Annotated in this window: 26 protein-coding genes; 12 read left to right on the forward strand and 14 right to left on the reverse strand. The window is 70.7% G+C overall.

Annotation, left to right across the window (positions count from 1 at the left end):
- Positions 1 to 153 precede the first annotated feature (153 nt).
- The 4 genes from MHO01S_RS08520 to MHO01S_RS08535 form a co-directional block, all read right to left on the reverse strand.
- Positions 154 to 621: a SixA phosphatase family protein gene (locus tag MHO01S_RS08520; protein ID WP_061782155.1), complete on the reverse strand. Its 468-nt coding sequence runs from the start codon at positions 619 to 621 to the stop codon at positions 154 to 156.
- Positions 618 to 1,526, reverse strand: a complete 909-nt coding sequence (locus tag MHO01S_RS08525; protein ID WP_061782156.1) for an agmatinase family protein — start codon at positions 1,524 to 1,526, stop codon at positions 618 to 620. The genes MHO01S_RS08520 and MHO01S_RS08525 overlap by 4 nt, the downstream gene beginning before the upstream one ends.
- A complete protein-coding gene (locus tag MHO01S_RS08530; RefSeq protein ID WP_060959397.1) occupies positions 1,526 to 1,870 on the reverse strand; it encodes a gamma-glutamylcyclotransferase family protein in 345 nt (114 codons plus the stop codon). Before MHO01S_RS08530 ends, MHO01S_RS08525 begins: the two co-directional genes overlap by 1 nt.
- Before the next feature lie 72 nt (positions 1,871 to 1,942).
- Positions 1,943 to 3,214, reverse strand: coding sequence for a DUF445 domain-containing protein (locus MHO01S_RS08535; RefSeq protein WP_060959398.1), 1,272 nt, complete (start codon positions 3,212 to 3,214; stop codon positions 1,943 to 1,945).
- 34 nt (positions 3,215 to 3,248) lie between these two features.
- Here MHO01S_RS08535 and MHO01S_RS08540 point away from each other — a divergent pair, with 34 nt between their 5' ends.
- A complete protein-coding gene (locus tag MHO01S_RS08540; protein ID WP_060959399.1) occupies positions 3,249 to 3,521 on the forward strand; it encodes a metal-sensitive transcriptional regulator in 273 nt (90 codons plus the stop codon).
- Between the two features lie 180 nt (positions 3,522 to 3,701).
- Here MHO01S_RS08540 and MHO01S_RS08545 read toward each other — a convergent pair whose 3' ends face one another.
- Positions 3,702 to 4,862 carry an acyl-CoA dehydrogenase family protein gene (locus tag MHO01S_RS08545; RefSeq protein WP_061782157.1) on the reverse strand — a complete coding sequence of 387 codons (1,161 nt, stop codon included), beginning with the start codon at positions 4,860 to 4,862 and terminating at the stop codon, positions 3,702 to 3,704.
- A gap of 219 nt (positions 4,863 to 5,081) precedes the next feature.
- Between MHO01S_RS08545 and MHO01S_RS08550 the strand changes: the two genes are divergently transcribed.
- A complete protein-coding gene (locus MHO01S_RS08550) occupies positions 5,082 to 5,486 on the forward strand; it encodes a hypothetical protein (protein WP_060959401.1) in 405 nt (134 codons plus the stop codon).
- A gap of 157 nt (positions 5,487 to 5,643) precedes the next feature.
- Here MHO01S_RS08550 and MHO01S_RS08555 read toward each other — a convergent pair whose 3' ends face one another.
- Complete coding sequence (locus tag MHO01S_RS08555; RefSeq protein WP_060959402.1) at positions 5,644 to 6,867, reverse strand: MFS transporter; 1,224 nt, start codon at positions 6,865 to 6,867, stop codon at positions 5,644 to 5,646.
- Positions 6,868 to 7,270: 403 nt separating this feature from the next.
- Here MHO01S_RS08555 and nrdH point away from each other — a divergent pair, with 403 nt between their 5' ends.
- From nrdH to MHO01S_RS08580, 5 genes are all read left to right on the forward strand, one after another.
- Positions 7,271 to 7,504 carry a glutaredoxin-like protein NrdH gene (gene nrdH, locus MHO01S_RS08560; protein ID WP_005052310.1) on the forward strand — a complete coding sequence of 78 codons (234 nt, stop codon included), beginning with the start codon at positions 7,271 to 7,273 and terminating at the stop codon, positions 7,502 to 7,504.
- Between the two features lies 1 nt (position 7,505).
- Complete coding sequence (gene nrdI, locus MHO01S_RS08565; RefSeq protein WP_060959403.1) at positions 7,506 to 7,937, forward strand: class Ib ribonucleoside-diphosphate reductase assembly flavoprotein NrdI; 432 nt, start codon at positions 7,506 to 7,508, stop codon at positions 7,935 to 7,937.
- A complete protein-coding gene (gene nrdE / locus MHO01S_RS08570) occupies positions 7,919 to 10,075 on the forward strand; it encodes a class 1b ribonucleoside-diphosphate reductase subunit alpha (protein ID WP_060959404.1) in 2,157 nt (718 codons plus the stop codon). Before nrdI ends, nrdE begins: the two co-directional genes overlap by 19 nt.
- Positions 10,076 to 10,106: 31 nt before the next feature.
- The gene (gene nrdF / locus MHO01S_RS08575) at positions 10,107 to 11,087 is read left to right on the forward strand and encodes a class 1b ribonucleoside-diphosphate reductase subunit beta (protein ID WP_005052315.1); all 981 of its coding nucleotides are present in this window, start codon (positions 10,107 to 10,109) and stop codon (positions 11,085 to 11,087) included.
- A gap of 163 nt (positions 11,088 to 11,250) precedes the next feature.
- A complete protein-coding gene (locus MHO01S_RS08580; protein WP_060959405.1) occupies positions 11,251 to 11,718 on the forward strand; it encodes a DUF3817 domain-containing protein in 468 nt (155 codons plus the stop codon).
- 34 nt (positions 11,719 to 11,752) lie between these two features.
- On the opposite strand, the gene MHO01S_RS08585 is transcribed toward MHO01S_RS08580, so the two are convergent.
- The 3 genes from MHO01S_RS08585 to MHO01S_RS08595 form a co-directional block, all read right to left on the reverse strand.
- Positions 11,753 to 12,340 (reverse strand): flavin reductase family protein, encoded by a 588-nt coding sequence (locus MHO01S_RS08585; RefSeq protein ID WP_223848891.1) that lies wholly within the window; start codon positions 12,338 to 12,340, stop codon positions 11,753 to 11,755.
- A 91-nt stretch (positions 12,341 to 12,431) separates the two neighbouring features.
- Positions 12,432 to 14,036, reverse strand: coding sequence for a UGSC family (seleno)protein (locus MHO01S_RS08590; protein WP_061782158.1), 1,605 nt, complete (start codon positions 14,034 to 14,036; stop codon positions 12,432 to 12,434).
- A gap of 111 nt (positions 14,037 to 14,147) precedes the next feature.
- Positions 14,148 to 14,813 (reverse strand): GntR family transcriptional regulator, encoded by a 666-nt coding sequence (locus tag MHO01S_RS08595; RefSeq protein ID WP_060959407.1) that lies wholly within the window; start codon positions 14,811 to 14,813, stop codon positions 14,148 to 14,150.
- Positions 14,814 to 14,900: 87 nt separating this feature from the next.
- Here MHO01S_RS08595 and MHO01S_RS08600 point away from each other — a divergent pair, with 87 nt between their 5' ends.
- The 4 genes from MHO01S_RS08600 (at position 14,901) to MHO01S_RS08615 (ending at position 17,730) form a co-directional block, all read left to right on the forward strand.
- Complete coding sequence (locus tag MHO01S_RS08600) at positions 14,901 to 15,734, forward strand: alpha/beta fold hydrolase (protein ID WP_060959408.1); 834 nt, start codon at positions 14,901 to 14,903, stop codon at positions 15,732 to 15,734.
- Positions 15,735 to 15,762: 28 nt separating this feature from the next.
- Positions 15,763 to 16,866 (forward strand): LLM class flavin-dependent oxidoreductase, encoded by a 1,104-nt coding sequence (locus tag MHO01S_RS08605; protein WP_060959409.1) that lies wholly within the window; start codon positions 15,763 to 15,765, stop codon positions 16,864 to 16,866.
- A 28-nt stretch (positions 16,867 to 16,894) separates the two neighbouring features.
- A complete protein-coding gene (locus MHO01S_RS08610; protein WP_061782159.1) occupies positions 16,895 to 17,209 on the forward strand; it encodes a hypothetical protein in 315 nt (104 codons plus the stop codon).
- Between the two features lie 110 nt (positions 17,210 to 17,319).
- Positions 17,320 to 17,730: a MarR family winged helix-turn-helix transcriptional regulator gene (locus MHO01S_RS08615; protein WP_060959411.1), complete on the forward strand. Its 411-nt coding sequence runs from the start codon at positions 17,320 to 17,322 to the stop codon at positions 17,728 to 17,730.
- A gap of 30 nt (positions 17,731 to 17,760) precedes the next feature.
- On the opposite strand, the gene MHO01S_RS08620 is transcribed toward MHO01S_RS08615, so the two are convergent.
- The 5 genes from MHO01S_RS08620 to MHO01S_RS08640 all read right to left on the reverse strand — a co-directional run bounded on the left by MHO01S_RS08620 (position 17,761) and on the right by MHO01S_RS08640 (position 24,200).
- The gene (locus tag MHO01S_RS08620) at positions 17,761 to 18,891 is read right to left on the reverse strand and encodes a class I SAM-dependent methyltransferase (protein WP_061782160.1); all 1,131 of its coding nucleotides are present in this window, start codon (positions 18,889 to 18,891) and stop codon (positions 17,761 to 17,763) included.
- The gene (locus MHO01S_RS08625) at positions 18,888 to 20,180 is read right to left on the reverse strand and encodes a DUF4921 family protein (protein ID WP_060959412.1); all 1,293 of its coding nucleotides are present in this window, start codon (positions 20,178 to 20,180) and stop codon (positions 18,888 to 18,890) included. The genes MHO01S_RS08620 and MHO01S_RS08625 overlap by 4 nt, the downstream gene beginning before the upstream one ends.
- 203 nt (positions 20,181 to 20,383) lie before the next feature.
- Positions 20,384 to 21,766, reverse strand: coding sequence for an MFS transporter (locus MHO01S_RS08630; RefSeq protein ID WP_060959413.1), 1,383 nt, complete (start codon positions 21,764 to 21,766; stop codon positions 20,384 to 20,386).
- Between the two features lie 110 nt (positions 21,767 to 21,876).
- Entirely contained in the window at positions 21,877 to 22,533 is a 657-nt protein-coding gene (locus tag MHO01S_RS08635) for a response regulator (protein WP_060959414.1), read from the reverse strand.
- A complete protein-coding gene (locus MHO01S_RS08640; protein WP_060959415.1) occupies positions 22,530 to 24,200 on the reverse strand; it encodes a sensor histidine kinase in 1,671 nt (556 codons plus the stop codon). The genes MHO01S_RS08635 and MHO01S_RS08640 overlap by 4 nt, the downstream gene beginning before the upstream one ends.
- A 139-nt stretch (positions 24,201 to 24,339) precedes the next feature.
- On the opposite strand from MHO01S_RS08640, the gene citH reads away from it, so the two are divergent.
- Positions 24,340 to 25,878 carry a citrate transporter CitH gene (gene citH, locus MHO01S_RS08645; protein ID WP_060959416.1) on the forward strand — a complete coding sequence of 513 codons (1,539 nt, stop codon included), beginning with the start codon at positions 24,340 to 24,342 and terminating at the stop codon, positions 25,876 to 25,878.
- The last annotated feature ends 5 nt before the right edge of the window (positions 25,879 to 25,883 follow it).

Consider the following 25,883-nt stretch of genomic DNA (forward strand, 5'->3'; position numbering starts at 1 on the left):
GGCCGCGAGTCGAAACACCCTGCCCCGTCTCGCCCCCCGGTCGTTGAGCGAGCGGCTGCGCCGCGAGTCGAAACGCCCCGCGCCCCGTCTCGCCCCCCCGGTCGTTGAGCGAGCGGCTGCGCCGCGAGTCGAAACGCCCTGCGCCCCGTCGCGTCAGGGGCGGTCGAAGCTCCACTGCTCCGGATCCGTCGCCGTCGCGACATCCCAGTCGTCGGTGGCCCACACGAACGTCGCGACGGCACAGGTCGGCATATGACCGATCCCGCCGCCGGAGAGCCGCTCCGCGAGCGCGGTCATCCCCGGGTCGTGCGCGACGACCATCACGGCCGGAACGCCGCGGTCGGCGGCCGCCCGCAGGAGCGTGGCCGCCGCAGCCCCGTACAGGTCGCCGTCCAGCTCCGCGTCGAGGCCGAACGCTTCGGCGAAGAAGGATGCCGTCGTGCGGGCACGCAGCGCCGTCGACGACAGGATGGCCTCGAGCCGGATGCCGGTGCCGGCCAGCCGCGCCGCCAGGGCGGGCGCATCGCGCAGGCCGCGGGCGTTGAGGGGGCGGTCGTGGTCGTCGAGGCCGGGATCTCCCCAGTCGCTCTTCGCGTGGCGGACGAGGACGAGCGTCGTCATGCGGACACCTTTCGTGTGTGGAGGCCCGTCAGCAGTTCCAGCACGCACAGGGCGGCCAGCCGCACCGTACGCCCGTCGGGGGCGTCGGCCGTGGCATCCACTTCGACGATATCGGCGCTGCGCACCGCGGGGGTGGCGGCGATCCCGCGCACGAGCGCCCGCAGCTCCCACGCCTGCAGCCCGCCGGGCACGGAGGCCGGGCACCCGGGCGCCACCGCGCGGTCGCACACGTCGACGTCGACATCGAGGTGGATGCCGCCGCCCCCGCGTCCCGCGATCTCGCGCGCCTCCGCCACCACGTCGTCGATCCCGCGGCGCCGCACCTCGTCGAGGGTGATCACCCGGATGCCGAGGTCGGCGGCGCGCCGGGCGTAGGCGGCGGAGTTGGCGAAGTCGGCGATGCCGACCTGGACGACGCGGCGCGGATCGAGCCCGCCGTCGACCAGCCGCCGCACGGGAGAGCCGTTGGACACGCCGTCGCGCAGGTCGAAATGGGCGTCGAGGGTGATGAGACCGGCGGCATCCGCGCCCTGGGCCGCCGCGTAGGTGATCGAGTTGTCGCCGCCGATCGCGATCACCAGCTCGCTGCGCTCCCGCAGCTCGCCGACGCGCGCACGCAGCAGCGCCTCTCCGTCGGGACCGTCGGGCTCGGCGACGTCGCCCGCGTCGGCGAGCCGGAGCGCATCGGCGAGGTCGACGGGCGGGGGACCCAGGAGCGTCGGGCTGAAGCGGCGGAGCGCGTCACGCACGGCCGCCGGCGTCGCGTGTGCCCCGGTGGGCGACAGCGAGGTGCGGAAGGCGGGGGCGCCGAGCAGTGCGGCGTCGAGGCGATCACCGGCGGCGAGCTGGCCGATCGTGGGCCAGTCGCCCGCGCGCGGCCAGAGCGGATCGTGGGAGAGCGCCATCAGCCGACGTACACCCACGCGGTCCGGCCGCTGCCCAGCCTCACCCGGACGCGGCGGTACAGCGACACCTCGTACTCGTCGGCGGCGTCGATCTCGTCGGCGGTGAGGTGCAGCACCCGTCCGACGACCTTGTCGACGGCGTTGCCCGTCTCGCGGAGCACGGGATGCACGGAGGCTCCGGAGAGGTCGACCACGCGCTGGTCCTCGATCTCGACGTAGTCGATCGTGTAGCCGGGGAGCACGTCGGGCTCGCCGGCGATGAGGCGTCCGAACGTGTCCAGCTGCACCTCGGCGTACTGCAGGGTGCCGTAGGTGAAGAGAAGATCGTCGGCCGGATCGTCCATGCCGTCAGGCTACTGCGCGCCGGGTGCCCGCATCCAGACGGCGCCGACGTCGGCGCCGTCGAAAAGGGGTGCTCAGCCGAGCAGCGCGTGGGCGACCGCGAAGATCGCGAGGCCGGCCAGGGCGCCGACGATCGTGCCGTTGAGACGGATGTACTGCAGGTCGCGGCCGACCATCAGCTCGATCTTCTCGGTCGTCTCGGCCGGATCCCACTTCTCGACGGTGTCGGTGATGATCGAGGCGATGTCGTGGCGGTAGCGGTCGACGACGAAGACGGCCGCGTCCGCGATCCGGTCGTCGACACGGTGCTGCAGCGCGGCATCCGTGGCCAGACGCTCGCCGATCTCGACCAGCGCCGCCGTCACGCGCCGGCGCAGACCGCTCTCGGGGTCGGCCAGCGCCGCGAGCAGTCCCGTCTTCGCGGTGTTCCACGCGTCGGCGGCGAGCTCGCGCACGCGCGGGCTGTCGAACACCGCGGTCTTCGCGTCTTCGAGGCGTGCGATGGTCGTCGGATCGCTCTGCAGGTTCTCGGCGAGACGGGTCAGGTAGCCGTCGACGGCGCGCCGCGCCGGGTGATCGGGGTCGGCCTGGATGGCTGCGACGAACTTGACCGCCTCGTTGTAGACGGTGTCGTCGACGAGGCGCATGGCCACCGACGGCACCCACGAGGGGAGGCGCCGGGAGACGAGCCCGCTGAAGGCCTCGTGGTTCGCCCGCAGCCACGTCGCGATGCTGTCGACGCCGAGGTCGACGGCGCCGCGATGCGCGTCGGCCGCGACGACCCGCCCGAGCCACGCGCCGACGGTCGGACCCCATTCGGGGCTCAGCAGGTGCTCGCGCGCCAGGTCGCTGATGAGGTCCTGCACCTCGTCGTCGCTGAGGGCGCGCAGGATGCCGGAGGCCACCGCCGACGCCTCGCCCGCCACGGTCTCGGCGTGGGCGGGCTCGCTCAGCCACGTGCCGGCGGTGCGGGCGATGGGGGTCGACTCGAGCTTCGATCGCACGACCTCGGCCTCGAGGAAGTTGGTCTCGACGAACTCTCCGAGGGTGCGGCCGATCTCGTCCTTGCGCCGGGGGATGATCGCGGTGTGCGGAATGGGGATGCCGAGCGGGTGGCGGAACAGCGCCGTCACCGCGAACCAGTCCGCCAGGGCGCCGACCATGCCGCCCTCCGCCGCCGCGCGGACGTATTCCAGCCAGGGATAACGTTCCTGGAGGACGAAGGCGACGACGAACACGACCGCCATCAGCACGAGCGCGCCCAGCGCGACGCCCTTCATCACCCGCAGAGCTCGCCGGCGCTCCTGATCGGCCGGGCTGAGCAGCTGCGTGGGAGTGGGCGCCATCCCCGTAGTCTCGCACGCGGCGTATCCTGGCCGCGTGATCGAAGACATCCAGAAGCGCGCCCTGCACCGCACCAGCATCCTCGAAGGACAGGTGCGCGGGCTCGCGCGGATGATCGAGGGCGAGGAATACTGCATGGACATCATCGCCCAGTCCCGGGCGATCCAGAAGGCGCTGGCCTCGCTCGACAAGCTCCTGATCGAGAACCACCTGCGCACGCACGTCGCCCACATGTTCGCCGAGGGCGGCGATCAGCGCGACCTCGCCGTCGCCGAACTGCTCAAGGCGTACGACCTCGAGACCCGCTGACCGCGTCGTCGGCGGGGCTGTCGGGCCGGGTCGGGCGCCCGAACTGCAAGGCCGTCGGTGCGACACGCGGGGTCCGTCACTCCGCCCACGGCGCGTCGCGCGGCATCCCTTGCAGTTCGGTCGGCTGCGGTGCGGTGCGGTGCGGCGGGGTGGATGCCGCGGCGGGCGCGGTCGGGGAGGCTAGGCGCCGACCGGACCGAGCCAGGCCGCGGCGACGGTCGCGTGCGCCGACTCGGGGTCGGACGGGTGGAACATGCCGGCCAGCACGTCGCGGTACAGGCGGCTGAGCTCGTTGCGGGTGAAGTAGGACGAGCCGCCCGCGACGAGCATCGCCTCGTCGACGATCTGCTTGGCGGACACCACCGCCCGATGCTTCAGGCCCGACAGCTTCGGGAACCACAGTCCGCCGTGGTCGACGAGCGCGTCGACGTCGTGCGCGATCGCCGCGACCTGGGGGAGCAGGCCGTCGTAGGCGAGCGCCATCTCGGCGATCCGCCACCGGATGTCGGGGTCGTCGCTGTAGGGACGGCCGGTCTTCTTCGAGCTCCGCGTCTTGGCGGCGGCGACGGCCAGATCGAGCGCCCGACGCGCGACGCCGGTGTAGACGGATGCCAGGAGCACCTCGAACACGCTGAAGATGCCGAACACGATGGGATCGGGGTTCGGGCCCGGGTCGACACGGCGCACGACCCGGTCGGCGGGGGCGACGACGCCGCTCAGCACCGTCGTCCGCGACTGGGTGCCGCGCATGCCGAGGGTGTCCCAGTCGTCGCGGGTGTCGACGGCGTCGGTGCGGGGAACGAAGGCGTAGACCATCTTCGGGTTCGCCGGGTCGGTCGTGTCGAGTCCGTGCAGTCCCAGCTGGGTCCAGACCGGGCCGAGCGAGGTGAAGATCTTCGTCCCCGTGAACGTGTACGAACCGTCGGGTCCGGGGACGGCGGCGGTGTCGCTGCCGAAGAGCACGAGGTCGTTGCCCGCCTCGCTGATGCCGAAGGCGAAGACCTCGCCGGCGACCGCACCGGTCTGCACGAACCGCAGGTCGTCGATGCCGCGGTCGGACATGACCTTCGCCACCCCCGTCCACACGAGGTGCATGTTGATCGCGAGCGCAGTCGCCGGCGCGGCGCTCGCGAGTCGCTGCTGCAGCACCGCCGCTTCGGCGAGACCCAGTCCCGCGCCGCCGAGCGCCGTCGGGACGAGGATCGCGAGATACCCGGCATCCCTCAGCTCGGCGAGGTCCTCGTCGGGGAACCGGTTCTCGGCATCCACCGCCGCGGCGCGCGAGCGGATGCGCTCGAGCAGGTCGTCGGGGAGGTACGCGGTCGGGTCGAAGTCACTCACCCTTCCATCCTGCCCCTCGCCGCGGGAGTCGGGCCGTTCGGCGTCGAGGTCGCGTGTCCCGAACTCCTCTGCCTGGAGCCGGGCCGGGGCCCAAGAGCCGGTGAGGCGGCCGGGGCGTGCGGCATTGGAGGAGTTCGGTCCGGCGTGCCGCGATGCCCGGGGCGGCCGGGGCTTCGCGGGATGGCCCGGCCGCGGCGCGGGTGGGGGAGGATGGGGGGCATGATCTCGACCGAGTTGGCCGTCGCCCTCCGCGATGCGGGGCTCGTGTGGCGCCCGGCATCCGGTGACCGCTTCCAGCTCGACGAGCCGGAGTTCGAGGCGGACGTGTTCACCGTCAGTGAGATGACGATCGAACCCCGCCAGTACGCGACGGGTGCGATCCTCGCGTTCAACGGGACGACGGAGTGGGCGTTGGATTCGGTCGCGCAGACCGATGCGCTGTGGCTGCCGCGCGAGGATCAGCTGCGCGAGCTGCTGCGCGGCGCGTTCCGCCGCCTGGAGCGGCTGACCGACACCCATCGCGTGGAGATCGAGTTCGCGGGCGAGCGCCACGTGTTCGAGCATCCGCAGCCCGAGGACGCGTACGCCCTCGCGCTCCTGCACATCCTCCGCCGGATCGCCTGAGCCGCGGGTGCCGCGGCGCCCGGGTCGCGCCGACCGAACGGCAAGGCCCCGCGGCGCGACACGCCGACTCCGCGCACACGGATGCGGCGTGTCTCGCCGCATCCCTTGCAGTTCCGGCGCGTGCCCGCACCCTCGTACGCGCGAGCAGGGCGGGGCGTCAGGTGATGACGGGGACCGGCTCGGTGTCGGGGATGGGGCTCGCGTCGCGGCCGCGCAGGTCGGGGAAGCCGCGGACGAAGGCGGTCGCGACCAGCGCCCCGACGATCGCGAAGGCGGCGGCCGCCGCGTACGCCCCGGCATGCCCGATGCCGTCGATGAGGAACCCGGCGATGGCGGAGCCGAGCGCGGCGCCGATGAGCTGTCCGGTGCCGATCCATCCGTAGGCCTCGGCGGTCTCGCTGAACTTCACGGATGCCGAGGTCATCGCGAACATGACGGCCAGCGCCGGCGCGATGCCGACGCCCGCGATCACGAGGCACGCCCCGATCCACCACGGCGTGGAGGCGCCGATGCCACCCACGATGAAGACCGCCGCGACGAGTCCGACCGCGACGACGCTCATGCGGCGCGCCATCGCCCACGGCCCCATGGGGATGTGCCCGAACGCCAGGCCGCCGGCGAGGCTGCCGACGGAGAAGACGGCGAGCACGAGGCCGGCTTCGAGGCCGCCGTGTCCGAATGTCGCGACGACGGCCGCCTCGACTGCGGCACAGGCGCCGATGAGGAGGAAGCCGATGACCGTGGCGAGCAGCACGACGGGCTTGCCGAGCACCTTCCCGAACGCGCGGCGGCTGCGCGGGATGCGCACCCGGCCGACCTCGGGGGAGAGGATGAACCACGCGCCGCCGGCGGCGAGGATCGTGACGATGAGCAGGAGCGCCGGCACCGTGCCGACCTGCGTGGCGACGACCGTGATGACGACGGGCGCCAGGATCCAGATGATCTCCTGCAGGCTCGCATCGAGCGAGAACAGGGCGGTCAGCTGCCGTGCGTTGACGAGCTTGGGGTAGATCGTGCGCACCGCGGACTGCACGGGCGGCGTGGACAGGCCCGCGATGAGGCCGAACACCATGTAACCCACGACGCCCATGGGGATCAGGGCGAGGGCGAGCAGAGCGGCGGCGCAGACGGTCGTCGTGAGGGTGAGCACCCGGCGCATGCCCCATCGGCCCATCCACCGGCTCGTCACGGGGCCGGCCGTCGCCTGACCCACGGATGCCGCCGCCAGCACGAGACCGGCGGCTCCGTACGACCCGGTCATCTGCTCGACGTGCAGCAGGATCGCGAGGCTCGTCATGCCGTTCGGGAACCGCGCCGTCAGCTGAGCCGCGATGATGCGCGCCACGCCCTGCGTGCGCAGCAATTCCCGGTATCCCGCCACCCCTCCACGCTACCCGTCGGGGCGACATCGCGACACGCCCGAGGGATGCCGCGACACGCCGACGACTCCATTCCACAGGCCCGGGAGTGTCGGAGGCGGCGGCTAGCGTCCGAACTGTGGATGAGCGGGCGCGGCCCGGGGGAAATGCCCGTGATTCAGGCTTTTTCCCGACGCCGGATCGCTCGGCCTCCTGTGGATGAAACGGTGGACAACCTGTGTTGTACATGGGGAGAACGGTGCAAAACTACACGGATGTAACTACTAGCCCTTGTGGTGCTATCCAACGTCCGTACCCATATGTAGTATTGGACTCCCGGCGGGGGCAGGGCCGGGACCACAGGCGACAAGACGACGACAACCGCAGAGATCGATCCGCTGGGATCAAGGGGAGAGAAAGAACGACATGGCAATCACGGTGTACACCAAGCCCTCCTGCGTGCAGTGCAACGCGACCTACCGCGCGCTGGACTCCAAGGGCATCGACTACGAGGTCCTCGACCTCTCCGAAGACCCGGCGGCCCTCGAGCACGTGAAGTCGCTCGGCTACCTGCAGGCGCCGGTCGTCGTCACGGACGAGGACCACTGGTCGGGCTTCCGTCCCGACAAGATCGACGAGCTCGCGAGCCGTCTGGCCTGAGATGCCGACGCTGACGAGCGCCCCGCTGCTCGTCTACTTCTCGAGTGTGTCGGGCAACACGGCGCGTTTCATCGAGAAGCTCGGCCTGCCGGCCGCCCGCATCCCGCTCACCCCTGGCGACGCCCCCCTCGAGGTCGACGAGCCGTTCGTGCTCGTGACACCGACCTACGGGGGCGGCCAGGGGCGTGGCGAGGAGAAGGGGGCCGTCCCCAGACAGGTGATCCGGTTCCTCAACGTCGAGCACCATCGTCACCTCATCCGCGGAGTGATCTCCGCGGGCAACACCAACTTCGGCGAGTCGTTCTGTCGCGCCGGTGACATCATCAGCCGCAAGTGCACCGTGCCGCACTTGTATCGGCTCGAACTTTTCGGCACGCCTGACGACGTCGTTCGTGTGAGCGACGGATTGGAACGATGGTGGAAGCTGCAGTGAGCCCGGCGACATTCAAGACCGACGCGCGCTTCGAGGGGATGGACTACCACGCCCTCAACGCGATGCTCAACCTCTACGGCGAGAACGGCCAGATCCAGTTCGACGCCGACAAGCGCGCCGCGCGGGAGTACTTCCTGCAGCACGTCAACCAGAACACCGTGTTCTTCCACTCGCTGCAGGAGCGCCTCGACTACCTCGTCGAGAAGGAGTACTACGAGGGCGCGGTGCTGGAGAAGTACCCCTTCGCGTTCATCCAGCGCCTGAACGACCGGGCGTACGGCGCGAAGTTCCGCTTCGAGACGTTCCTCGGCGCCTTCAAGTACTACACGAGCTACACGCTGAAGACCTTCGACGGCAAGCGCTACCTCGAGCGCTTCGAGGACCGTGTCGTCATGACCGCCCTCGGGCTCGCCGACGGCGACCAGCAGCTCGCCGAGAAGCTCGTCGACGAGATCATCTCCGGCCGCTTCCAGCCGGCGACCCCCACCTTCCTCAACACCGGCAAGGCCCAGCGCGGCGAGCTCGTCAGCTGCTTCCTGCTGCGCATCGAGGACAACATGGAGTCGATCGCCCGCGGCATCAACTCCGCACTGCAGCTGTCCAAGCGCGGCGGCGGCGTGGCGCTGCTGCTGAGCAACATCCGCGAGGCGGGCGCGCCGATCAAGCAGATCGAGAACCAGTCCAGCGGCATCATCCCCGTGATGAAGCTGCTCGAAGACAGCTTCAGCTACGCCAACCAGCTCGGTGCGCGTCAGGGCGCCGGCGCCGTCTACCTCTCGGCGCACCACCCCGACATCCTGCGCTTCCTCGACACCAAGCGCGAGAACGCCGACGAGAAGATCCGCATCAAGACGCTCTCGCTCGGCGTCGTGATCCCCGACATCACGTTCGAACTCGCCCGCAACGGCGAGGACATGTACCTCTTCTCGCCGTACGACGTCGAGAAGGTCTACGGGGTGCCGTTCGGCGACATCTCGGTCACCGAGAAGTACCGCGAGATGGTCGACGACGCGCGCATCAAGAAGACGAAGATCAACGCGCGCGAGTTCTTCCAGACCCTCGCCGAGATCCAGTTCGAGTCGGGCTACCCGTACATCATGTTCGAGGACACGGTGAACAAGGCCAACCCGATCAAGGGTCGGATCAACATGTCCAACCTGTGCAGCGAGATCCTGCAGGTGAACACGCCGACCTCGTACAACGAGGACCTGTCCTACGACCAGATCGGCAAGGACATCTCCTGCAACCTGGGCTCGATGAACATCGCCCTCGCGATGGACGGCAAGGACCTCGCGGGAACGGTCGAGACCTCGATCCGTGCGCTCACGGCGGTCAGCGACCAGAGCCACATCCGCTCGGTCCGCTCGATCGAGGACGGCAACGACCGCTCGCACGCGATCGGCCTGGGTCAGATGAACCTCCACGGCTACCTCGCGCGCGAGCACGTGCACTACGGGTCGGAAGAGGGCATCGACTTCACGAACATCTACTTCTACACGGTGCTGTTCCACGCCCTGCGCGCCTCGAACCGCATCGCGATCGAGCGCGGCACGGCCTTCGACGGCTTCGCCGACTCGACGTACGCGTCGGGGGAGTTCTTCGACAAGTACCTCGAGCAGGAGTGGGTGCCGCAGACCGATCGGGTCGCCGAGCTGTTCGCGGGCATCCACATCCCGACTCAGGACGACTGGCGTGAGCTGAAGGCCTCGATCCAGGCGCACGGCATCTACAACCAGAACCTGCAGGCGGTGCCGCCGACCGGCTCGATCTCGTACATCAACAACTCGACGAGCTCGATCCATCCGATCGCGTCGAAGATCGAGATCCGCAAGGAAGGCAAGATCGGCCGCGTCTACTACCCGGCGCCGTTCATGACGAACGAGAACCTGGAGTACTACCAGGACGCGTACGAGATCGGCTACGAGAAGGTCATCGACACGTACGCCGCGGCCACGCAGCACGTCGACCAGGGCCTGTCGCTGACGCTGTTCTTCAAGGACACCGCCACCACGCGCGACATCAACAAGGCGCAGATCTACGCGTGGCGCAAGGGCATCAAGACGATCTACTACATCCGCCTGCGTCAGATGGCACTCGAGGGCACGAACCTGTCCGAGTGCGTCAGCTGCATGCTGTGACGCTGCGTTCAACGACCGCTGAAGGAAAATCATGACCCCCTCTGAGCCGCTCAAGCTCATCGATCACGTCCAGGCGATCAACTGGAACCGCATCCAGGACGACAAGGACCTCGAGGTCTGGAACCGCCTCGTGAACAACTTCTGGCTGCCCGAGAAGGTGCCGCTGTCCAACGACATCCAGTCGTGGGCGACGCTCACCCCCGACGAGCAGACCACCACCATGCGGGTGTTCACCGGGCTGACGCTCCTGGACACCATCCAGGGCACCGTCGGCGCCGTGTCGCTCATCCCCGACGCGATCACGCCGCACGAGGAGGCGGTGTACACCAACATCGCGTTCATGGAGTCGGTCCACGCGAAGAGCTACTCGTCGATCTTCTCGACCCTGTGCTCGACGCCGGAGATCGACGACGCGTTCCGGTGGTCGGTGGAGAACCCGAACCTCCAGAAGAAGGCCCACATCGTCATGGACTACTACCGTGGCGACGAACCGCTCAAGCGCAAGGTCGCCTCGACCCTGCTGGAGTCGTTCCTGTTCTACTCGGGCTTCTACCTGCCGCTGTACTGGTCGAGCAAGGCGAAGCTGACGAACACCGCCGACATCATCCGCCTCATCATCCGCGACGAGGCCGTGCACGGCTATTACATCGGCTACAAGTTCCAGAAGGGGCTCGAGAAGCTCACCCAGCCCGAGCGCGACGAGATCAAGGACTACACCTTCTCGCTGCTGTACGAGCTGTACGACAACGAGGTGCAGTACACGCAGGACCTCTACGACGGCATCGGCCTGACCGAGGACGTCAAGAAGTTCCTGCACTACAACGCCAACAAGGCGCTGATGAACCTCGGCTACGAGGCGATGTTCCCGTCGCAGCTGACCAACGTGAACCCCGCCATCCTGTCGGCCCTGTCGCCGAACGCCGACGAGAACCACGACTTCTTCAGCGGGTCGGGCTCGTCGTACGTCATCGGCAAGGCCGTCGCGACCGAGGACGACGACTGGGACTTCTGATCGCGTCACCGTGAGGCGGATGCCGAGCCCCGCGCGCGCCCCCTGCCGACCTGCTCCCTGAGCATCTCGGCAGGGGCGTCGTCGTGTCACGACTCGGCGGCGTCCGGCCGGGCCTCACAGGGAGTGCTCAGGCACCAACCCCTCCTTCAGTTATGCTGAAGGAATGCTCCGCACACCCCTGTCCCTGTTCCGCACGCTCGCGTTCGCCGAAGCCGTGTCGTGGACGCTGCTCATCGCGGGGCTCATCGTCCGCGCGACCACCGGCTGGGCGCCGGCGGTCACCATCGGCGGCGGCATCCACGGATTCGTGTTCCTCTCCTATGGCGCGACCGTCGTGCTCGTCGCGCTGAACAACCGCTGGCCGGCGGGTCCGACGGCCGTCGCCCTGATCTCCGCGATCATCCCCTACGCGACGGTCCCGACGGAGCTGTGGGTGCACCGTCGTGGCCTGCTCGCGGGTACCTGGCGTGTCGAGCAGGCCGCTGACGCGACCGATGCGCGCTGGTACGACGCGCCGCTGGCGTGGTTCCTGCGCCGCCCCTGGCTGCTGTTCGTCGGCATCCTCGTCGCGGTCGTCGCGATCTTCGCGGTGCTCCTGATCCTCGGCCCTCCCGGCGGCGCGAAGGGCTGACGATCCGATCGCCGCTGCCGCGTCTCGCGCCGCGTCAGGCGAGGCGGGACCCGTCGGAGAGCGTGTGCCACGTGCGGTTGTGATAAACGAGGGGCGACGCGTCATCGGCGGGCTCGTCGTTCCACGACTCGATCGCCTGCACGACGAACAGCGTCGCGGCCCCGGCATCGACCTTGTTCACCACGCGTGCGCGGATGCGGCGGTGCGGGCCGACGAAGTAGGGCTCCCCGGTCGGCAGCGTGCTCCACAGGTCGGTGTCCGCGAAGCGATCGATGCCGCTCGTCGCGCCGAGCACCGCGATCTCGTGGCTCTCCGCGTCGATGAGGTGGATCACCAGGGTGTCGGCGGCCAGCAGGGCCGGCGTGCTGGATGACAGCGCGGATGCCGAGAACACGATCAGCGGTGGGGCGACGCTGACCGAGAAGAGCGAGGAGGCGGTCATCGCGACCGGGCCGCGGTCGGAGGGCGCCGTGATCACGGCGACGCCGGAGGGGTGGTTGCGGAACAGTCCGCGCAGGGCGTCGGGGGAGATCCCGGCCGCAGGCTGGTCGCTCGCGAGGATGCGGGCGACCGGCCCGGTGGCCGTCAGGGTGTCGGGCATGCGGTGCAGGTGGTCGGTCATGGACGGCGCCTTTGCTGTCGAAGGGAGCCCTGAGCGGGCAGATGCCTTACGCTAACATGTCAACCACGTCTTGTGAACAATCAAAAGGTCGTCATCTCCACGCATCCACGGAAGCGGTGTCGTGGAGGGCGAGCACCCACGCTTGGGCAACCGACGCGACGTCGCCGCCCACGACCGCCACCTTGATCGACCCGGGCGCGTAGACCGGCACCTCCTCGTCGTCGCGTCGAACGAGGTAGTCCCGCGGGAGCGTGCGAGGCAGGCCCAGCTCCATGCGGGCACGCGTCGCGGGCCAGAACCCGCTCGAGCGCAGCCGGCCCAGGGGCGCCACGGCGTGGCGGTACAGGTGGCCCTCGACGTCCTGCTTGCTCATGCCCGCATCGGCCAGCGCTCGCGCCCGCTTCGCGCTGAGCAGCACGAGCGCCCCCGCGGGAAGATCCGCCAGTGACGCGAGCGAGCGCGCGATGTCGTCGAGATCTCCGTAGTAGAACGTGCCGTCGTGGGCGAAGCCCATCGTGAACAGGGAGGATGTGCTCTCGTCGGGGGCGAAGCCCTCGCTGACGTGGAACGGCTCCCACGGCGACTGCGCCGTGTTCTCCGTGAAGGCGAAGCCCCATCCGGCCGGCGTCCCCTGGGTGACGCTGGTCGTCACGCCGTCGACGGCGTGACCGAGGTTGCGGATCATCAGGTGCAGCGCGCGGCCGATGGTCGCGTTCGCGCGGTGCCCCGGTCCGAGCGCGTTCAGGCCGCCGTGCAGGCCGGCTGCCGCGGCGTACGGACCGCTGATCAGTTGCGCCCAGGCGAACGAGTTGACCGATCGGGTCTGCGACTCGAAGGCCTGGTCGCCCATCATGCTCGCCGCCGCGAGGATCGCCGGCAGCTGCGCGGGACGGGCTCCGGCCAGGACGGCGTTGATCGCGACGTTCTCGACGGTCGCCGGGAGGCCTTCGGGGCGGAATCGCGTCGTGACGATCTCCTCGCGACCGCGCGTCGTCCCGGTGAGCATCTCCTCGACGGCGGCCCGTGTGGGGGGAGTGATCGGCAGTCCGTCGCTCCACCCGCGGGTGAGGAACGCGTCGTCGATGTCGCGAAGGGTGCCGCGGACGGCGATCTCGGGCTCCCGTCGGGCCGGACGGATGCCCGTGGCGGTCTCCTCGGCGGACAGGGGGCGCGTGAGCTCGGCGATCGCGCGGTCCGCCGCCTCGGCGGTGGCGTCGGGCTCGGTGGCGGCGGGCGCCGCGACCCACCGCAGGGGCGCCGCCGCCCGATCGCAGACATGCCGGGCCGTCTCGACGAGGGGAGTGAACACCGTCGTGACCGTCGGCACCCCGGAGCGCTCGAGCTCGACGGCGTACTGCAGGCTGAGGGTGACGCTCGTCGCGCCCGGTCCGGCGACGAGGATCACCGCGTCGGCCTCGGCGGCGAGCTCCGCCCGCTCCTGCGGGTCGTCCATCACGAACTGCCGTCGCAGACGTCCGGTCGCCTCGATCGACGGACCCGACTGCGCCAGCCGGTGCTCGAGTGCCTCCGCGATCGGCTCGAGGCCCGACCCGGGCGGCATGGTGCGCAGCACCACCACGCGCAGGCGCGCGGGATCCGTGGGCCGATCCGCCAGTGCGTTGCGCGCGCGTGCGGGGATGTCGCTACGCGGGGAGCGCACCGCGTATGAGGGCTCTTCGCCGGCCGGAGTGATCATGCCGTCTCCTTCGTCGCTGCGCGCGGGCTCGGATGTCGCACGCGGGTGGAGCGTAGGCTATCACTCGCGCAGTGTTGACATGTCAAGCGCCGGAACGGCGGGCGGGAGGCGTCAGCGGAACGAGAGGGCGACGTCGGCGAGGGACGTGGAGGTCGTCACCCAGTTCATCGTGTGGCGGCGAGCGTGCTCGATGAACGCCGCCGCCTGCCGCTCGGCCGTCGCGGGATCGAAGTCCGCCAGGACGGGCTGCAGGGGAGCCGAATCGCCGTGGGTGGTCGTATCCCAGTAGGCGAGCGTGAAGATGCGATGCATGTCGCCCTGGAGGCGACGGAAGATCTCGGCGAGCAGCGCGTTGTCGACGGCCTCGGCCAGGATGCGGAAGAAGGCGTCGGCGTACTCGACGGCCTCGCGCGCCGTGTAGTTCGGGGCCAGGGCGGGCAGGCTCTCGATCTCGCGGCGCTGCGCCGGGGTGAGGCGCGACATGCCGAGTCCGACGAACGGCGGGCCGATGATGGCCCACGTCTCGAAGAAGGCGGTGACGCCGCGAAGGGTGATCGGCGCCACCTGGTACCCGACCCGGGGGATCGAGGTCACCAGACCGTCCGATGCGAGTCGGGCCAGGGCGGCACGCGTCGCGGCGATGCCGTGGTCGAGCTGCTGGGCCAGTGCCCGCTCGCTGACGAACTCGCCGGGGGCGATCACGCAGTCGAGGATCCGAGACCGGATGTCGTCGTACGCGCGATCGGAGAGCAGCGTTCGTTGCGATGAATCTGCCATGCGTCGAGTCTAGTGTGCGCGATTCACTTGACAGTGTTGCAATGTCAGTCACATACTGCTGACCGGTCATCAAGCAAGGAGGCGACAATGACACACAACGAAGTGACGCTCGACGCGGGCGTGGTGTTCACCCCGGGGACGGTGGACGCGGACGGGTTCACCGTCCGATACGAGGTCGCGGGTGAGGGGCCCGACCTGATCGCCCTCCACGGCGCGGGCGGCTTCTCGCACGGGTCGGGAGGGTTCACCCATTCCCGCGGCATCGATCTGCTCACCGCGGGCAACCGGGTGTACCTGGTGGAGCTGCCCGGGTTCGGGCAGGAGCGCAACGAGCGCACCGCGGACGGCCGCGACATGGCCCGCACGGTGCTCGCGATCGCCGACGCCCTCGGTCTCGCCGAGTTCGCGCTGCTGGGGACGTCGATGGGGGGAGTCGTCGCATCCTGGGCCGCCGTCCTCGCCCCGCGCCGGCTGACGCGGCTCGTGCTGGAGGTGCCCGGCGCGTTCCGGCCCGACGGGAGCGATCCGTCGAAGCTCTCGCCCGAGCAGATGGCGCGAGCCTTCCACGCCCACCCGGAGCGCAAGACGATCGTCCCCGCCGATCCGGCCCACATCGCGGCGATCTGGCCGCTCGTGGAGCGGATCATGGGCCCTCTCCACGACATCGACCTCGAGCGCAGCCTCGCCGACGTGCACACCCCCACCCTCGTGCTCACCGGGACCGCGGACGGACTCTTCGGCACCGAGGTCGGCCGCACATACCGGCGCATCATGCCCAATGCGACGTTCGCGATCGTCTACGACGCCGCGCACGATCTCAGCGGAGACCGGCCCGAGGCCTTCGCCGCGATCGTCGGCGACTTCCTGCAGCGCGGATCCGAGTTCGTCATCGAAGACCGCTCGACGCTCATCTACCCCTGACCACCAGACCGACAAGGAACTGCCGACAATGAAGTTCTCCGTGTTCCACCCCTTCCCGACCTACGACCTGCCGCGCCACGGATCGTGGCCGGCCCCGCCGCGTGTGTCCCGTCAGCCGGGCGTCTCGTCGACGTCGCTGCGCGGCGCGATCGACTTCGCGCACGCCGTGGAGGCGGCCGGGCTCGATCAGATCTCCGTCGCGGAGCATCACTACAGCTCCGCGCAGCTCTCGCCCAACTCCGTGACGGCCGCCGTGCTGCTCGCCCGTGAGGTCGGCATCGACATCGGTCTGCTCGGCTCGACGCTGCCGCTCGTGAACCCCGTGCGTCTGGCGGAGGAGATCGGCATGCTGAGCGCGCTCGCTCCGGGGCGGCTGCTGGTCGGCTTCTTCCGCGGCACCCCCAACGAGCTGCTCACCTACGGCACGAACCCGTGGGAGTCGAAGGAGGTGTTCTACGAGCAGATGGAGCTCATGAAGGCGATCTGGAGCGAGCCGGAGCCGTTCGCCTGGATCGGCCGCCACTTCGAGTACCGCACCGTCGCCGTGTGGCCGCAGCCCGAGGCGGACCTCCCGATCCTCGTGTCGGCCAACTCGCCCGACTCGGCCACGTATGCGGCACGCAACGGCTACATCGCCGGCTTCTCGTTCGCCCCCGCCCCCGTGATCGCGACCTTCGCCGAGGTCTTCAAGGCGGAGGCGCAGAAGGCAGGTCGCACCGTCGCGGGCGAGGACATGCTCTACCGCGCGTTCGCTCTCGTGGCCGAGACGGATGCCGAGGCGGAGAGGATCGCCGACGAGACCGGCTTCGGCAACCTGATGAAGCTCTTCGCCGCGCCGGCACCGCTGATGGCGCGACTGGCGATGGGGATGGCGGGCGTGCCGGCGTCGGTGCCGCTCCCGACCGAGCCGAAGGGGATGTCGATGCCCGTGCGGCCGAACTTCATGGGCGGACCCGAGAAGGTCGCGCGCGAGATCGCGGACTTCATCCTGCTCACCGGCATCGAGCGCATCGAGGTGACGCTCACCGACGCCGCGCTGCCGACCGAGGTCTCGCTGCGTTCGCTCGAGCTCTACGGGCGCGAGGTCCTCCCGCGCGTGCGTGCGCTCGTCGGCGAGCGCGTCGCGGCGTGAGGGGCGGACGGACCGTGAGGAGCGGGCGATGATCGTGACGGTGCGCCCGGACGGCGACGTCCAGCTCGAGGAGCCCGCGGACACGGCGAGGCTCGAGATCCATGCCCCCGTCGGGGGCGCCGTCTCGGCCGCGCTGGCGGGTGCCGGCCTCGGCGGAGAGCGCGTGGGCGCGCTGCACCACTGGCTCGACATCGCGCGCCTGCGGGCGCTCGCCGAGGAGCAGGTTGCCGAGGACGACTGGGCACCCCGGTGGGACGACATGATCGCCTTCGCCGCCCGTCACGGCTGGACGAGCGCGGACGGTGCCTCGGTGATGGCGCACACCGTCGTCGGCGCACCCTGATGACGCGGCGGGTGCGGGACACCTCGGCATCCCGCACCCGCCGTCGTCGCGGCGCTCGCTCACGGTCGCGCCTGAGGCCGTGTCCGCCGGTGGCTCGCTAGCATGGGGCCATGACCCAAGAGAGCCCCCGCTTCAGTCCGGTCATCGCGCTGCTCGCGGTCTCGGCGATGTGGGAGGAGCAGCTGGCGGCGATCCTGAAGGACCTCGGCATCAGCACCCGCAAGTTCGGCCTCCTCGGGCACATCTACGCCGAGCCGGGGATCTCCTTCTCCGAGCTCGCCCGCCGCTCTCACATCACGGTGCAGTCGGCGCACACCGCCGTCCGCACGCTCGTCGACGACGGCCTCGTCCAGGATGCGACGGCCCACGCCGGAGCGGCCAGCGACCTCCACGTCACCTCCAAGGGCGCCCGCGTCCTGCAGGACGCCCGGGAGCGCCTGTTCGAGCTCGACGGCGTGCTCGCTCAGCGCCTCCCCAAGGTCGCCGACTCGCTGGACGGCATCCGCGCCGGCATCGTCTGATCGGGCGGCCCGTCGCTCGCTCCGGCGGGATCAGCGCCTCGTCGACACCGTCACCGTGAACTTCGCGTCGCGCGCGATCTGACGGGTCGGACCGACCAGCCGATCCAATGCGGGTCGGTATCGCAGGGGCGAGTTCCACACGCACCACAGCTCGCCGCCGGGGCGCAGCACCCGTCCCGCGTCGGCGAACAGGCGTTCGGCGATGCCCGCGGTCAGCGCGGCGCCGGAATGGAAGGGCGGATTCAGGGCGATGAACGACGCGGACGCATCCGCGCGCTGCTCCAGACCGTCGGCACGAGCGACCATCACGCGGTCGGCGAGGCCGTTGGCGGCCGCCGTCGCCCGGGCGGATGCCACGGCGACGGCCGACGGGTCGCTCGCGTACACGTGGGCCGCCGGATGCCGCCGGGCGAGCCAGGCGCCGATGATCCCGGTGCCGCACGCGAGGTCGATCCAGGGATCGTCGGGGGTGCCGCCCGCCGGGGCGGCGGGCGCCGCGTCCAGCGCCGCCAGCAGCGCGCGCGTGCCGATGTCCAGTCGCGCGCCGGCGAACGCGCCGCCGAACGCCCGCACCTCCAGCCCGTCGATGCGCGCCGCGGCCGGCACGGGATCGCCGCCGACGCCGCGCGGGTCGCGGGCGATCAGCACCCGCGACTTCTGCCGCGCGTGCGTGACGTCGAGAGTGTCGAACGCGCTGCGCAGCACGTCGTTCATCGCGACGGTCATGTGCTTGAGCCGCCCGCCGGCGACCACGACGACATCGGATACCGCGTGTGCGGCGATCAGCCCGGCGATGTCGCGCAGCGCATCGAGCGCGCGCGGCAGTCGCAGCAGCACGACGCGCGCCCCCGACACCAGCGCCGCGTCCAGAGCACCCGACGACACCCGGTCGTCCAGGCCGAGCGCCCGCGCGTTCGCGGCGAGCGCGCGTTCGCCCGAGAGCGCGTCCTGATGCACCCGCACGTCACGCGCGCCGGCGAAGGCCGCGCCGAGTGCGAGGGCGCCGTAGCCGTCCCCGATGACGACGATCTCACCCGGCCCCGCCGCGGTGCGCAGCGCCGCCGACTCGTCGAGGATGAGCCGGTCCGCGGCATCCGCGGCGACCAGACCCTCACCCTCGATGTCGGGCGCGCGACGCAGGCGCTCGAACGGGAAGCTCACGCCGGGTCCGCATAGTGCAGCACGGCGTCGTCCGGCGTGCACTCATCGCCGATGCGGATGCCGGTGGACAGGGCGCCCGCGTCGCGCAGCCCGTGCAGCGTCGCGACCGCGCGGCGGCGCAGCTCCCACGGATCGATCGTGTTGACGTAGATCTTCGTGCCGCCCTCGAATCCGGCGGGCGTCGAGATGCGCCACTTCAGCACGACCCGCCACGGCATGGGCCACGGTGCACCCGGCGGTCGGTAGTGCCATTCCTCGTTGGTCGGGACGTGGACGCCGGTGGCGGCGTGCAGAGCGTGCAGCAGGTCGGACACGGCGCGGATGCCGGCATCCGTGTGGTCCTGCGGCAGATTGGCGTCGGAGGTCGAGAAGATCTCGAAGGCGGGATAGCGGTGGCCGACGCCGGCGAACGCGACGGCGCCGTCGTTCGCGGCGACGACGAGGCGTTCGGCCACGGCGAGGTCGGCGATCTCGTGCTGGTAGAGGTCGCGATCGTGGGAGAGCAGCCGCAGCTCGTGGTCGACCTGCGGCCCGTGCTCGTCGATCGCGACGAGCTGCTTGTGGAGGTGCTCGAAGGAGGCGCCGGCGGGGCGCAGCCAGTTCTGGAACACGCTGACGTAGGCGGCGTGCGGCTGCGCGGCCTGGATCTCCGCGAGGGCCCGCACCGTGAAGGCGACGTACGCGGCGTGCTCGCCGGGCGTGAGGGTGCCCGAGGAGGCCAGCTCGGCGTCGGTGGTCGCGCCGTCGACGACATGGCGTCGCGCCACCACGACGTCGTGGGAGCCGCCGAGCAGATCCAGAGCCGCCTCTTCGAGGCTGGTCTCGGTGCCCGCGGCCTGCGCGCGGATCTCGGCGAGCTTCTCGAGGTGGACGCGCCCGACGGGGTCGGACAGGTACTCCTCGGCCCACCGGAAGACGTGCGCGGGCTGACGGAAGCCGTGGTTCTCGCGCCAGTACTCCGCCGAGACGATCTCGAAGAGGTTCGCGAAGCGCCGGAACTCGGCGACCGTGTCGTTCAGTGCGGAGGCGGGGACGCGTCGCAGCTCCTCGAAGCGCGGTCCCACCAGGCGGGCCTTCTCCGGCGTGGTCTCGAAGTAGCGGTCGACGCAGAAGGCGCAGAGCCGCCGATCCTCGCCCGGGCCGAGCCGGCGGGTGTCGTCGCGGGCGAGCGCCAGAGGGCGGCTCGCCCGGCCCGGGACCGTCCACACCCGCGTCCCGGTCAGCGGGCCGATCTGCTTGACCGTGCCGTCGGGGAGGCGTCGGATCGCTCGTGCCGCACCGTCGCTCATCCCTTCAGCCTACCGACGCGGCCGACACCCGCCGGGGCGTACTGGCCGGATGAAGACGTTCGCGCGACGGGACGGCGACGCCGCCCGCCTCGTGCGGCTCGCCGCCCCGCCGCTCCTGGCCGAGTGGGCGCTGCTCGCCACGCGCGACTGATCGGGCGGCGAGGGGGCGGACGCCGCGGCATCCGCCCCCTCGACGTCCGCGGTCAGCGGCCGGCCTGAACGCGGACCGTGCCGGTCTCGGCCACCAGGCGCTCGCGGTCGACGCGGTCGAGCTCGTGGAGCGAGCTGCCCTTCGTCTCGCGCATCGAGACCACCGCGACGAGCGTGATGGCGGCGGCGACGGCGAGGTACAGCGCGACCGGGATGTAGGTGCCGTAGGCCGACAGGAGTGCGGTCGCGATGATCGGGGCGAGCGAGCCGGCGACGATCGAGGTGACCTGGTACCCGAGCGAGACGCCCGAGTAGCGCATGCGGGTCGGGAACATCTCCGACATGATCGCCGGCTGCGGGGCGTACATGAACGAGTGGATGACCAGGCCCAGGCAGATCGCCAGGATGATGATGAGCGGCTGCGTCGTGTTGAACATGGGGAAGGCGATGAAGCCCCAGGCGGCGGCGCCGACGGTGCCGATCGCGTAGACGGGCTTGCGGCCGATCCGGTCGGCGAGGCCGCCCACGAGGGGGATCACGATCATGTGCACGATGTGGGCGATCACGAGCATCCCGAGGATCTCGGCCGTGTCGACGCCGAGCGCGATCTTCAGGTAGGTGATGGAGAACGTCACGACGAGGTAGTACATGATGTTCTCGGCGAAGCGCAGGCCCATCGCGGTCAGCACGCCGCGCGGGTAGCGGCGCAGCACCTCGAAGACGCCGTAGCGCACGTGCTTCTGCTCCTCGACCTCCTTCTGTGCCTCGAGGAAGATCGGCGCGTCGGTGATCTTCGTGCGGATGTAGTAGCCGATCGCGACGATGACCACCGAGAGCCAGAAGCCCACGCGCCAGCCCCACGCGAGGAAGGCCTCGGGGGAGAGCGTGCGGCTGAGCACGAGCAGGACGATCGTGGCGACGAGGTTGCCGATGGGGACGGCCGCCTGGGGGAACGAGGCCCAGAAGCCGCGGGTCTTGTCGGGGGAGTGCTCGGCCACCAGGAGCACACCGCCGCCCCACTCTCCGCCGACGGCGAAGCCCTGGGCGAACCGCAGCAGCACGAGCAGCGCCGGAGCCCAGTAGCCGACCTGCTGGAAGGTGGGAAGGCACCCCATCAGGAAGGTGGCGACGCCGACGAGGATGATCGCGAGCTGCAGCAGCTTCTTGCGTCCGTACTTGTCGCCGAAGTGGCCGAAGACGATGCCGCCGAGAGGGCGCGCGACGAACCCGACGGCGTACGTGACGAAGGCGGCGATGATGCCCGCGTACGGATCGTCCGACGGGGGGAACATGATCAGGTTGAACACGAGCGTCGCGGCCGTGGCGTAGAGGAAGAACTCGTACCACTCGACGATCGTGCCGGCCATCGAGGCGCTGACGACCCGGCGGAGCCCGGACGACGGCTGCGTGGTGTCTGGCGGGGTGGCTGAAGCCATGCGCTGATACCTCCTTGTAGAGCGCGGTGCGGCGGGGGGATGCCGCGACGTGGACGCTACCTGAAAAGTGATTCAGGTACAAGGTTCAGTGCCGCACAGCTCCTGTGCGCTCACGCACGCACGCGCAGGTAGCGGTGCTCCGGGCGTCCGGTGGTGCCGTAGCGCAGACGCACGTCCACGACTCCGCGGGCCGCCATCGCCGACAGATGCCGCTGCGCGGTGGCGCGCGAGACGCCGGCGCGGTCGGCGATCTCCGACGCCGACGACTCGTCGTCGCCGAGCGCCTCGAGGATCACCTGCTCGGTCGCCGACCGCGACACCGACGGGGTCTCACCGCCGGCGCGCAGGAGCGCCAGCGCGCGGTCGATCTCCTCCTGCGAGACGGTGCGCGACTCGTCGAGCAGGTTCCGGAAGCGCAGATAGCGATCCAGCAGGTCGGTCAGTGCGCGGCGCTCGAACGGCTTGACGAGGTAGCCCAGCGCCCCCGCGCGCAGCGCGCGGCGGACCGTCGCGGCGTCCGCGGCGGCGGACAGGACGACGGCGTCGACGCCGCAGGCCTGCACGAAGCCGATGCCGTCGCCGTCCGGGAGGTACGCGTCGACGAGCATGAGGTCGGGCCGGTCGGCCCGCACGACGGCGCTCGCCGCGGCGAGGGTGCGCACCGGCTCCAGCGCGGTGTAGCCGGGACGCTCCGCGACGATGTCGCGGTGCAGGCCGGCGACCCGGAAGTCGTCGTCGACCACGAGGACGCGGACGGGTGAGCTCATCGGGCGGAGTCCTTTCCGGATGCGGGGTCCGCGGCGGTGCCGGCGTCCAGCACGTCCACGAGACGCGCGCCGAACACGGCCCCCGTGCCCGAGCCCGCGGGGCCGCGTCCGCCGGGATCGATCAGCCAGACCTCGCCGCCGCGGCGCCGGGCGAGCTCCCGCGACAGCGGAAGGCCGACGCCGAGCCCGTGCACGCGGTCGAGATCGGAGGCGGGCCGTGCGGAGCGACGGAAGAGGTCGGCGTCGTCGGGGACGCCCGCGCCCGAGTCGGCGACCGTGAGGACGAGGTCCGGGCCGTCGCCGAAGCAGCCGATCCGCACCTCCCGCGGCTCGGGACCGGCGACCGCCGCCCGCACGGCGTTGTCGACGAGATTGCCGAGCACGGCGGCGACGTCCTCGACGTCGCGCAGCGGCGACAGCAGCAGGGAGTCGGGATCGATCGACACGCGGACGCCGCGCTCGCCGGCTTCGAGCGCGTGGGCGCCGATGAGCGCATGCAGGAGGGCATCGCCGATCAGATCGAGGTTCTCGACCGGATAGTCCACCGGGCCGCGCTGCAGCTGATCGCCCAGGAACTCGCGCGCCTCGCGGTCGCGCCCCGCGTCGAGCAGGCCGGCCGCGACGTGCAGGCGGTTGGCGAACTCGTGTCGCTGGACGCGCAGCGCGCCGGTCATCGCGCGCACGGTGTCGAGCCGCTCCGTGAGGGCCACGATGTCGGTGCGGTCGCGCACGATCAGGACGGCCCCGAGGTCGCGCCCCTCGCGACGGACCGGCTGGGCGTCGACGTAGAGCACCCGATCGCCCACCACGATCCCGTCGCCCGCGGTCCCTTCGCGCACGGCGACGAGGATGGCCGGTGCGACCCCGAGTTCCTCCAGCGTGCGCCCCTCGGGGGCGTCGAGATCGAGGAGCCGGCGGGCGGTCTCGTTGCACAGGCGCACCGTCCCCTCCCCGTCGAGCGCGACGACGCCGTCGCCCACGCCGTCGAGCACCGCGGCCTGGTTCTGCACCAGGGCGACCAGTTCCTCCGGCTGCAAGCCCAGCGTCACGCGTTCCCACCGCCGTCGCAGCACCAGTCCGGCGAGCGCGGCCACCAGGATCCCCGCGCCGGCCGCGGCGGCGATGCCGCCCAGCAGCGCCGGGAGGTCGTCGAACACGCTCGAGGGCTCGAATCCGACGCTCACTTCGCCGACGGGGGCGGTGCCCTCGCCGTCGGGCGGGAGGATCGGCACCTTCGCGCGCGCCGAGACGCCGAGGGTCCCCTCCTCCCACGTCACGACCTCGTTGCCGGCGAGCACCTGACGGTAGTCCGTGCTGACCGGCCGGCCCAGCTGGTCGGGGTCGGGGTGGGCGAGACGGATGCCGTGGTCGTCGGCGATGACGACGAACAGCGTCCCGGTGCGCGCCGTCACGGCGTCGGCCAGGCGCTGCAGCTCTCCGTCGCGGAGCTCGGCACCGTCGGGCGTGCCCGGATCGGCGCTCATCGCGGCGACCTCGGCGCGCACCTGCGGATCGACGGCGATCGTACGGGCGATGTTGAGCGCGGAGGTCTCCGCCTCGGCGCGCAGCAGCTGGACGCCGAGGATCACGAAGACCACGACGCACACCGCGACGACGGCGACCACCGTCGCCAGCAGCAGCAGCGCCGCGCGCGTCGCGAATCTCATCTGGTGAGCATAATGCGCTGAACTCGCGCTTCGCGCAGAAGTCGCGGGAATGAGAGATAGCGCGCGCCGCCGCGGCGCGGTCCCTAGATTCGCGGCATCCGGTCGACGACGAACGTCGGCCGCTGACGAAGGAGTCGAGATGCCCCCTGTTCCCCTCGGTCTCGTCGCGGCCGCCGCCGACGACGGCTACGATCTGGCGTTCACGCCCTCGGACGGTGTGCTCGTCGTGCTCGGGTTCACGATGGTGCTGACCTTCATGGCGCTGATCATGACGCGCCGCCTGACGCCGATGGTCGCGCTCATCGTGGTGCCGACGATCTTCGGCCTGTTCGCCGGTGCCGGTCTCGGGCTCGGCGACATGATCATCGACGCGATCAAATCGATGGCGCCGACCGCGGCGCTGCTGATGTTCGCGATCATGTACTTCGGCATCATGATCGACGTCGGGCTGTTCGACCCCCTGATCCGCGTGATCACGCGGGTGCTGGGGGACGACCCCGCGAAGGTCGTGCTCGGCACGGCGCTGCTCGCCGGGGCCGTGTCGCTGGACGGCGACGGATCGACGACCTTCATCATCACCACCTCCGCGATGCTGCCGATCTATCTCCGGCTGGGGATGAGCCCGGTCGTGCTCACCTGCGTGGCGGGGCTGATGAACGGCACCCTGAACATCGTGCCGTGGGGCGGGCCGACGGTGCGCGCGGCATCCGCTCTCTCGCTGGAGCCCACCGACATCTTCGTGCCGATGCTGCCCTCGCTCGCGACGGGTCTCGTGATCTCCCTCGCCTTCGCGTGGTTCCTCGGCCTGAGCGAGCGCCGCCGCCTCGCCGGCGTGGTCGACACCACGCGGATCGAGGCGACCCGCGGCGACGGCATCTTCGGCGCGCCGCGTCTGTTCCGCGGGGCCGAGCCCAAGCCGGGAGCCGCGGCGACGCTGCGTACAGGGAACATCGTCACCGTGCGCGGCGCCCGCGAGGCCGTCGCGGCGACCGCCCTCGTGGATGCCGCCGACACCGCCATGGCCGACACGATGCTCGATCCGAACCGGCCCACGCTGCGCCCGCGGCTCATCTGGTTCAACCTCGCGCTGACGGTCGCGGTGATGGTGCTGCTGATCCTGGACCTGTTCCCGCTGGCGTTCGTCTTCATGGTGGGAGCGGCGATCGCGCTGATCGTGAACTTCCCGAAGCTGAAGAGCCAGGCCGACGAGATCGTCGCCCACGCCCCGTCGATCGTCGGCGTGGTGTCGATGGTGCTCGCCGCGGGCGTGCTCGTGGGCGTGCTCAACGGCACGGGCATGGTGACCGCGATGGCCTCGTGGATCACCTCGGTCATCCCCGCCGAGCTGGGCCCGTTCCTCGCCGTGATCACGGGAGTGCTGTCGATCCCGTTCACGTTCTTCATGTCGAACGACGCCTTCTACTTCGGCATCCTGCCGGTGCTCGCCGAGAGCGCGTCGCACTTCGGGATCGCGCCCGTCGAGATGGCGCGGGCCTCGATCACCGGCCAGCCGGTGCACCTGCAGAGCCCGCTCGTGCCGGCGATCCTGCTGCTCGTGTCCCTCGCGAACGTCAACCTCGGCGACCACCACAAGAAGGTGCTGTGGCGGGCGACGCTCGTCTCGCTCGCGATGCTCGCGGTCGGCGTCCTGGTCGGGGCGATCCCCTTCGCCGGCTGACCGCT

The organism is Microbacterium hominis NBRC 15708 (genome assembly GCF_001592125.1).
Taxonomy (GTDB): Bacteria; Actinomycetota; Actinomycetes; order Actinomycetales; family Microbacteriaceae; genus Microbacterium; species Microbacterium hominis.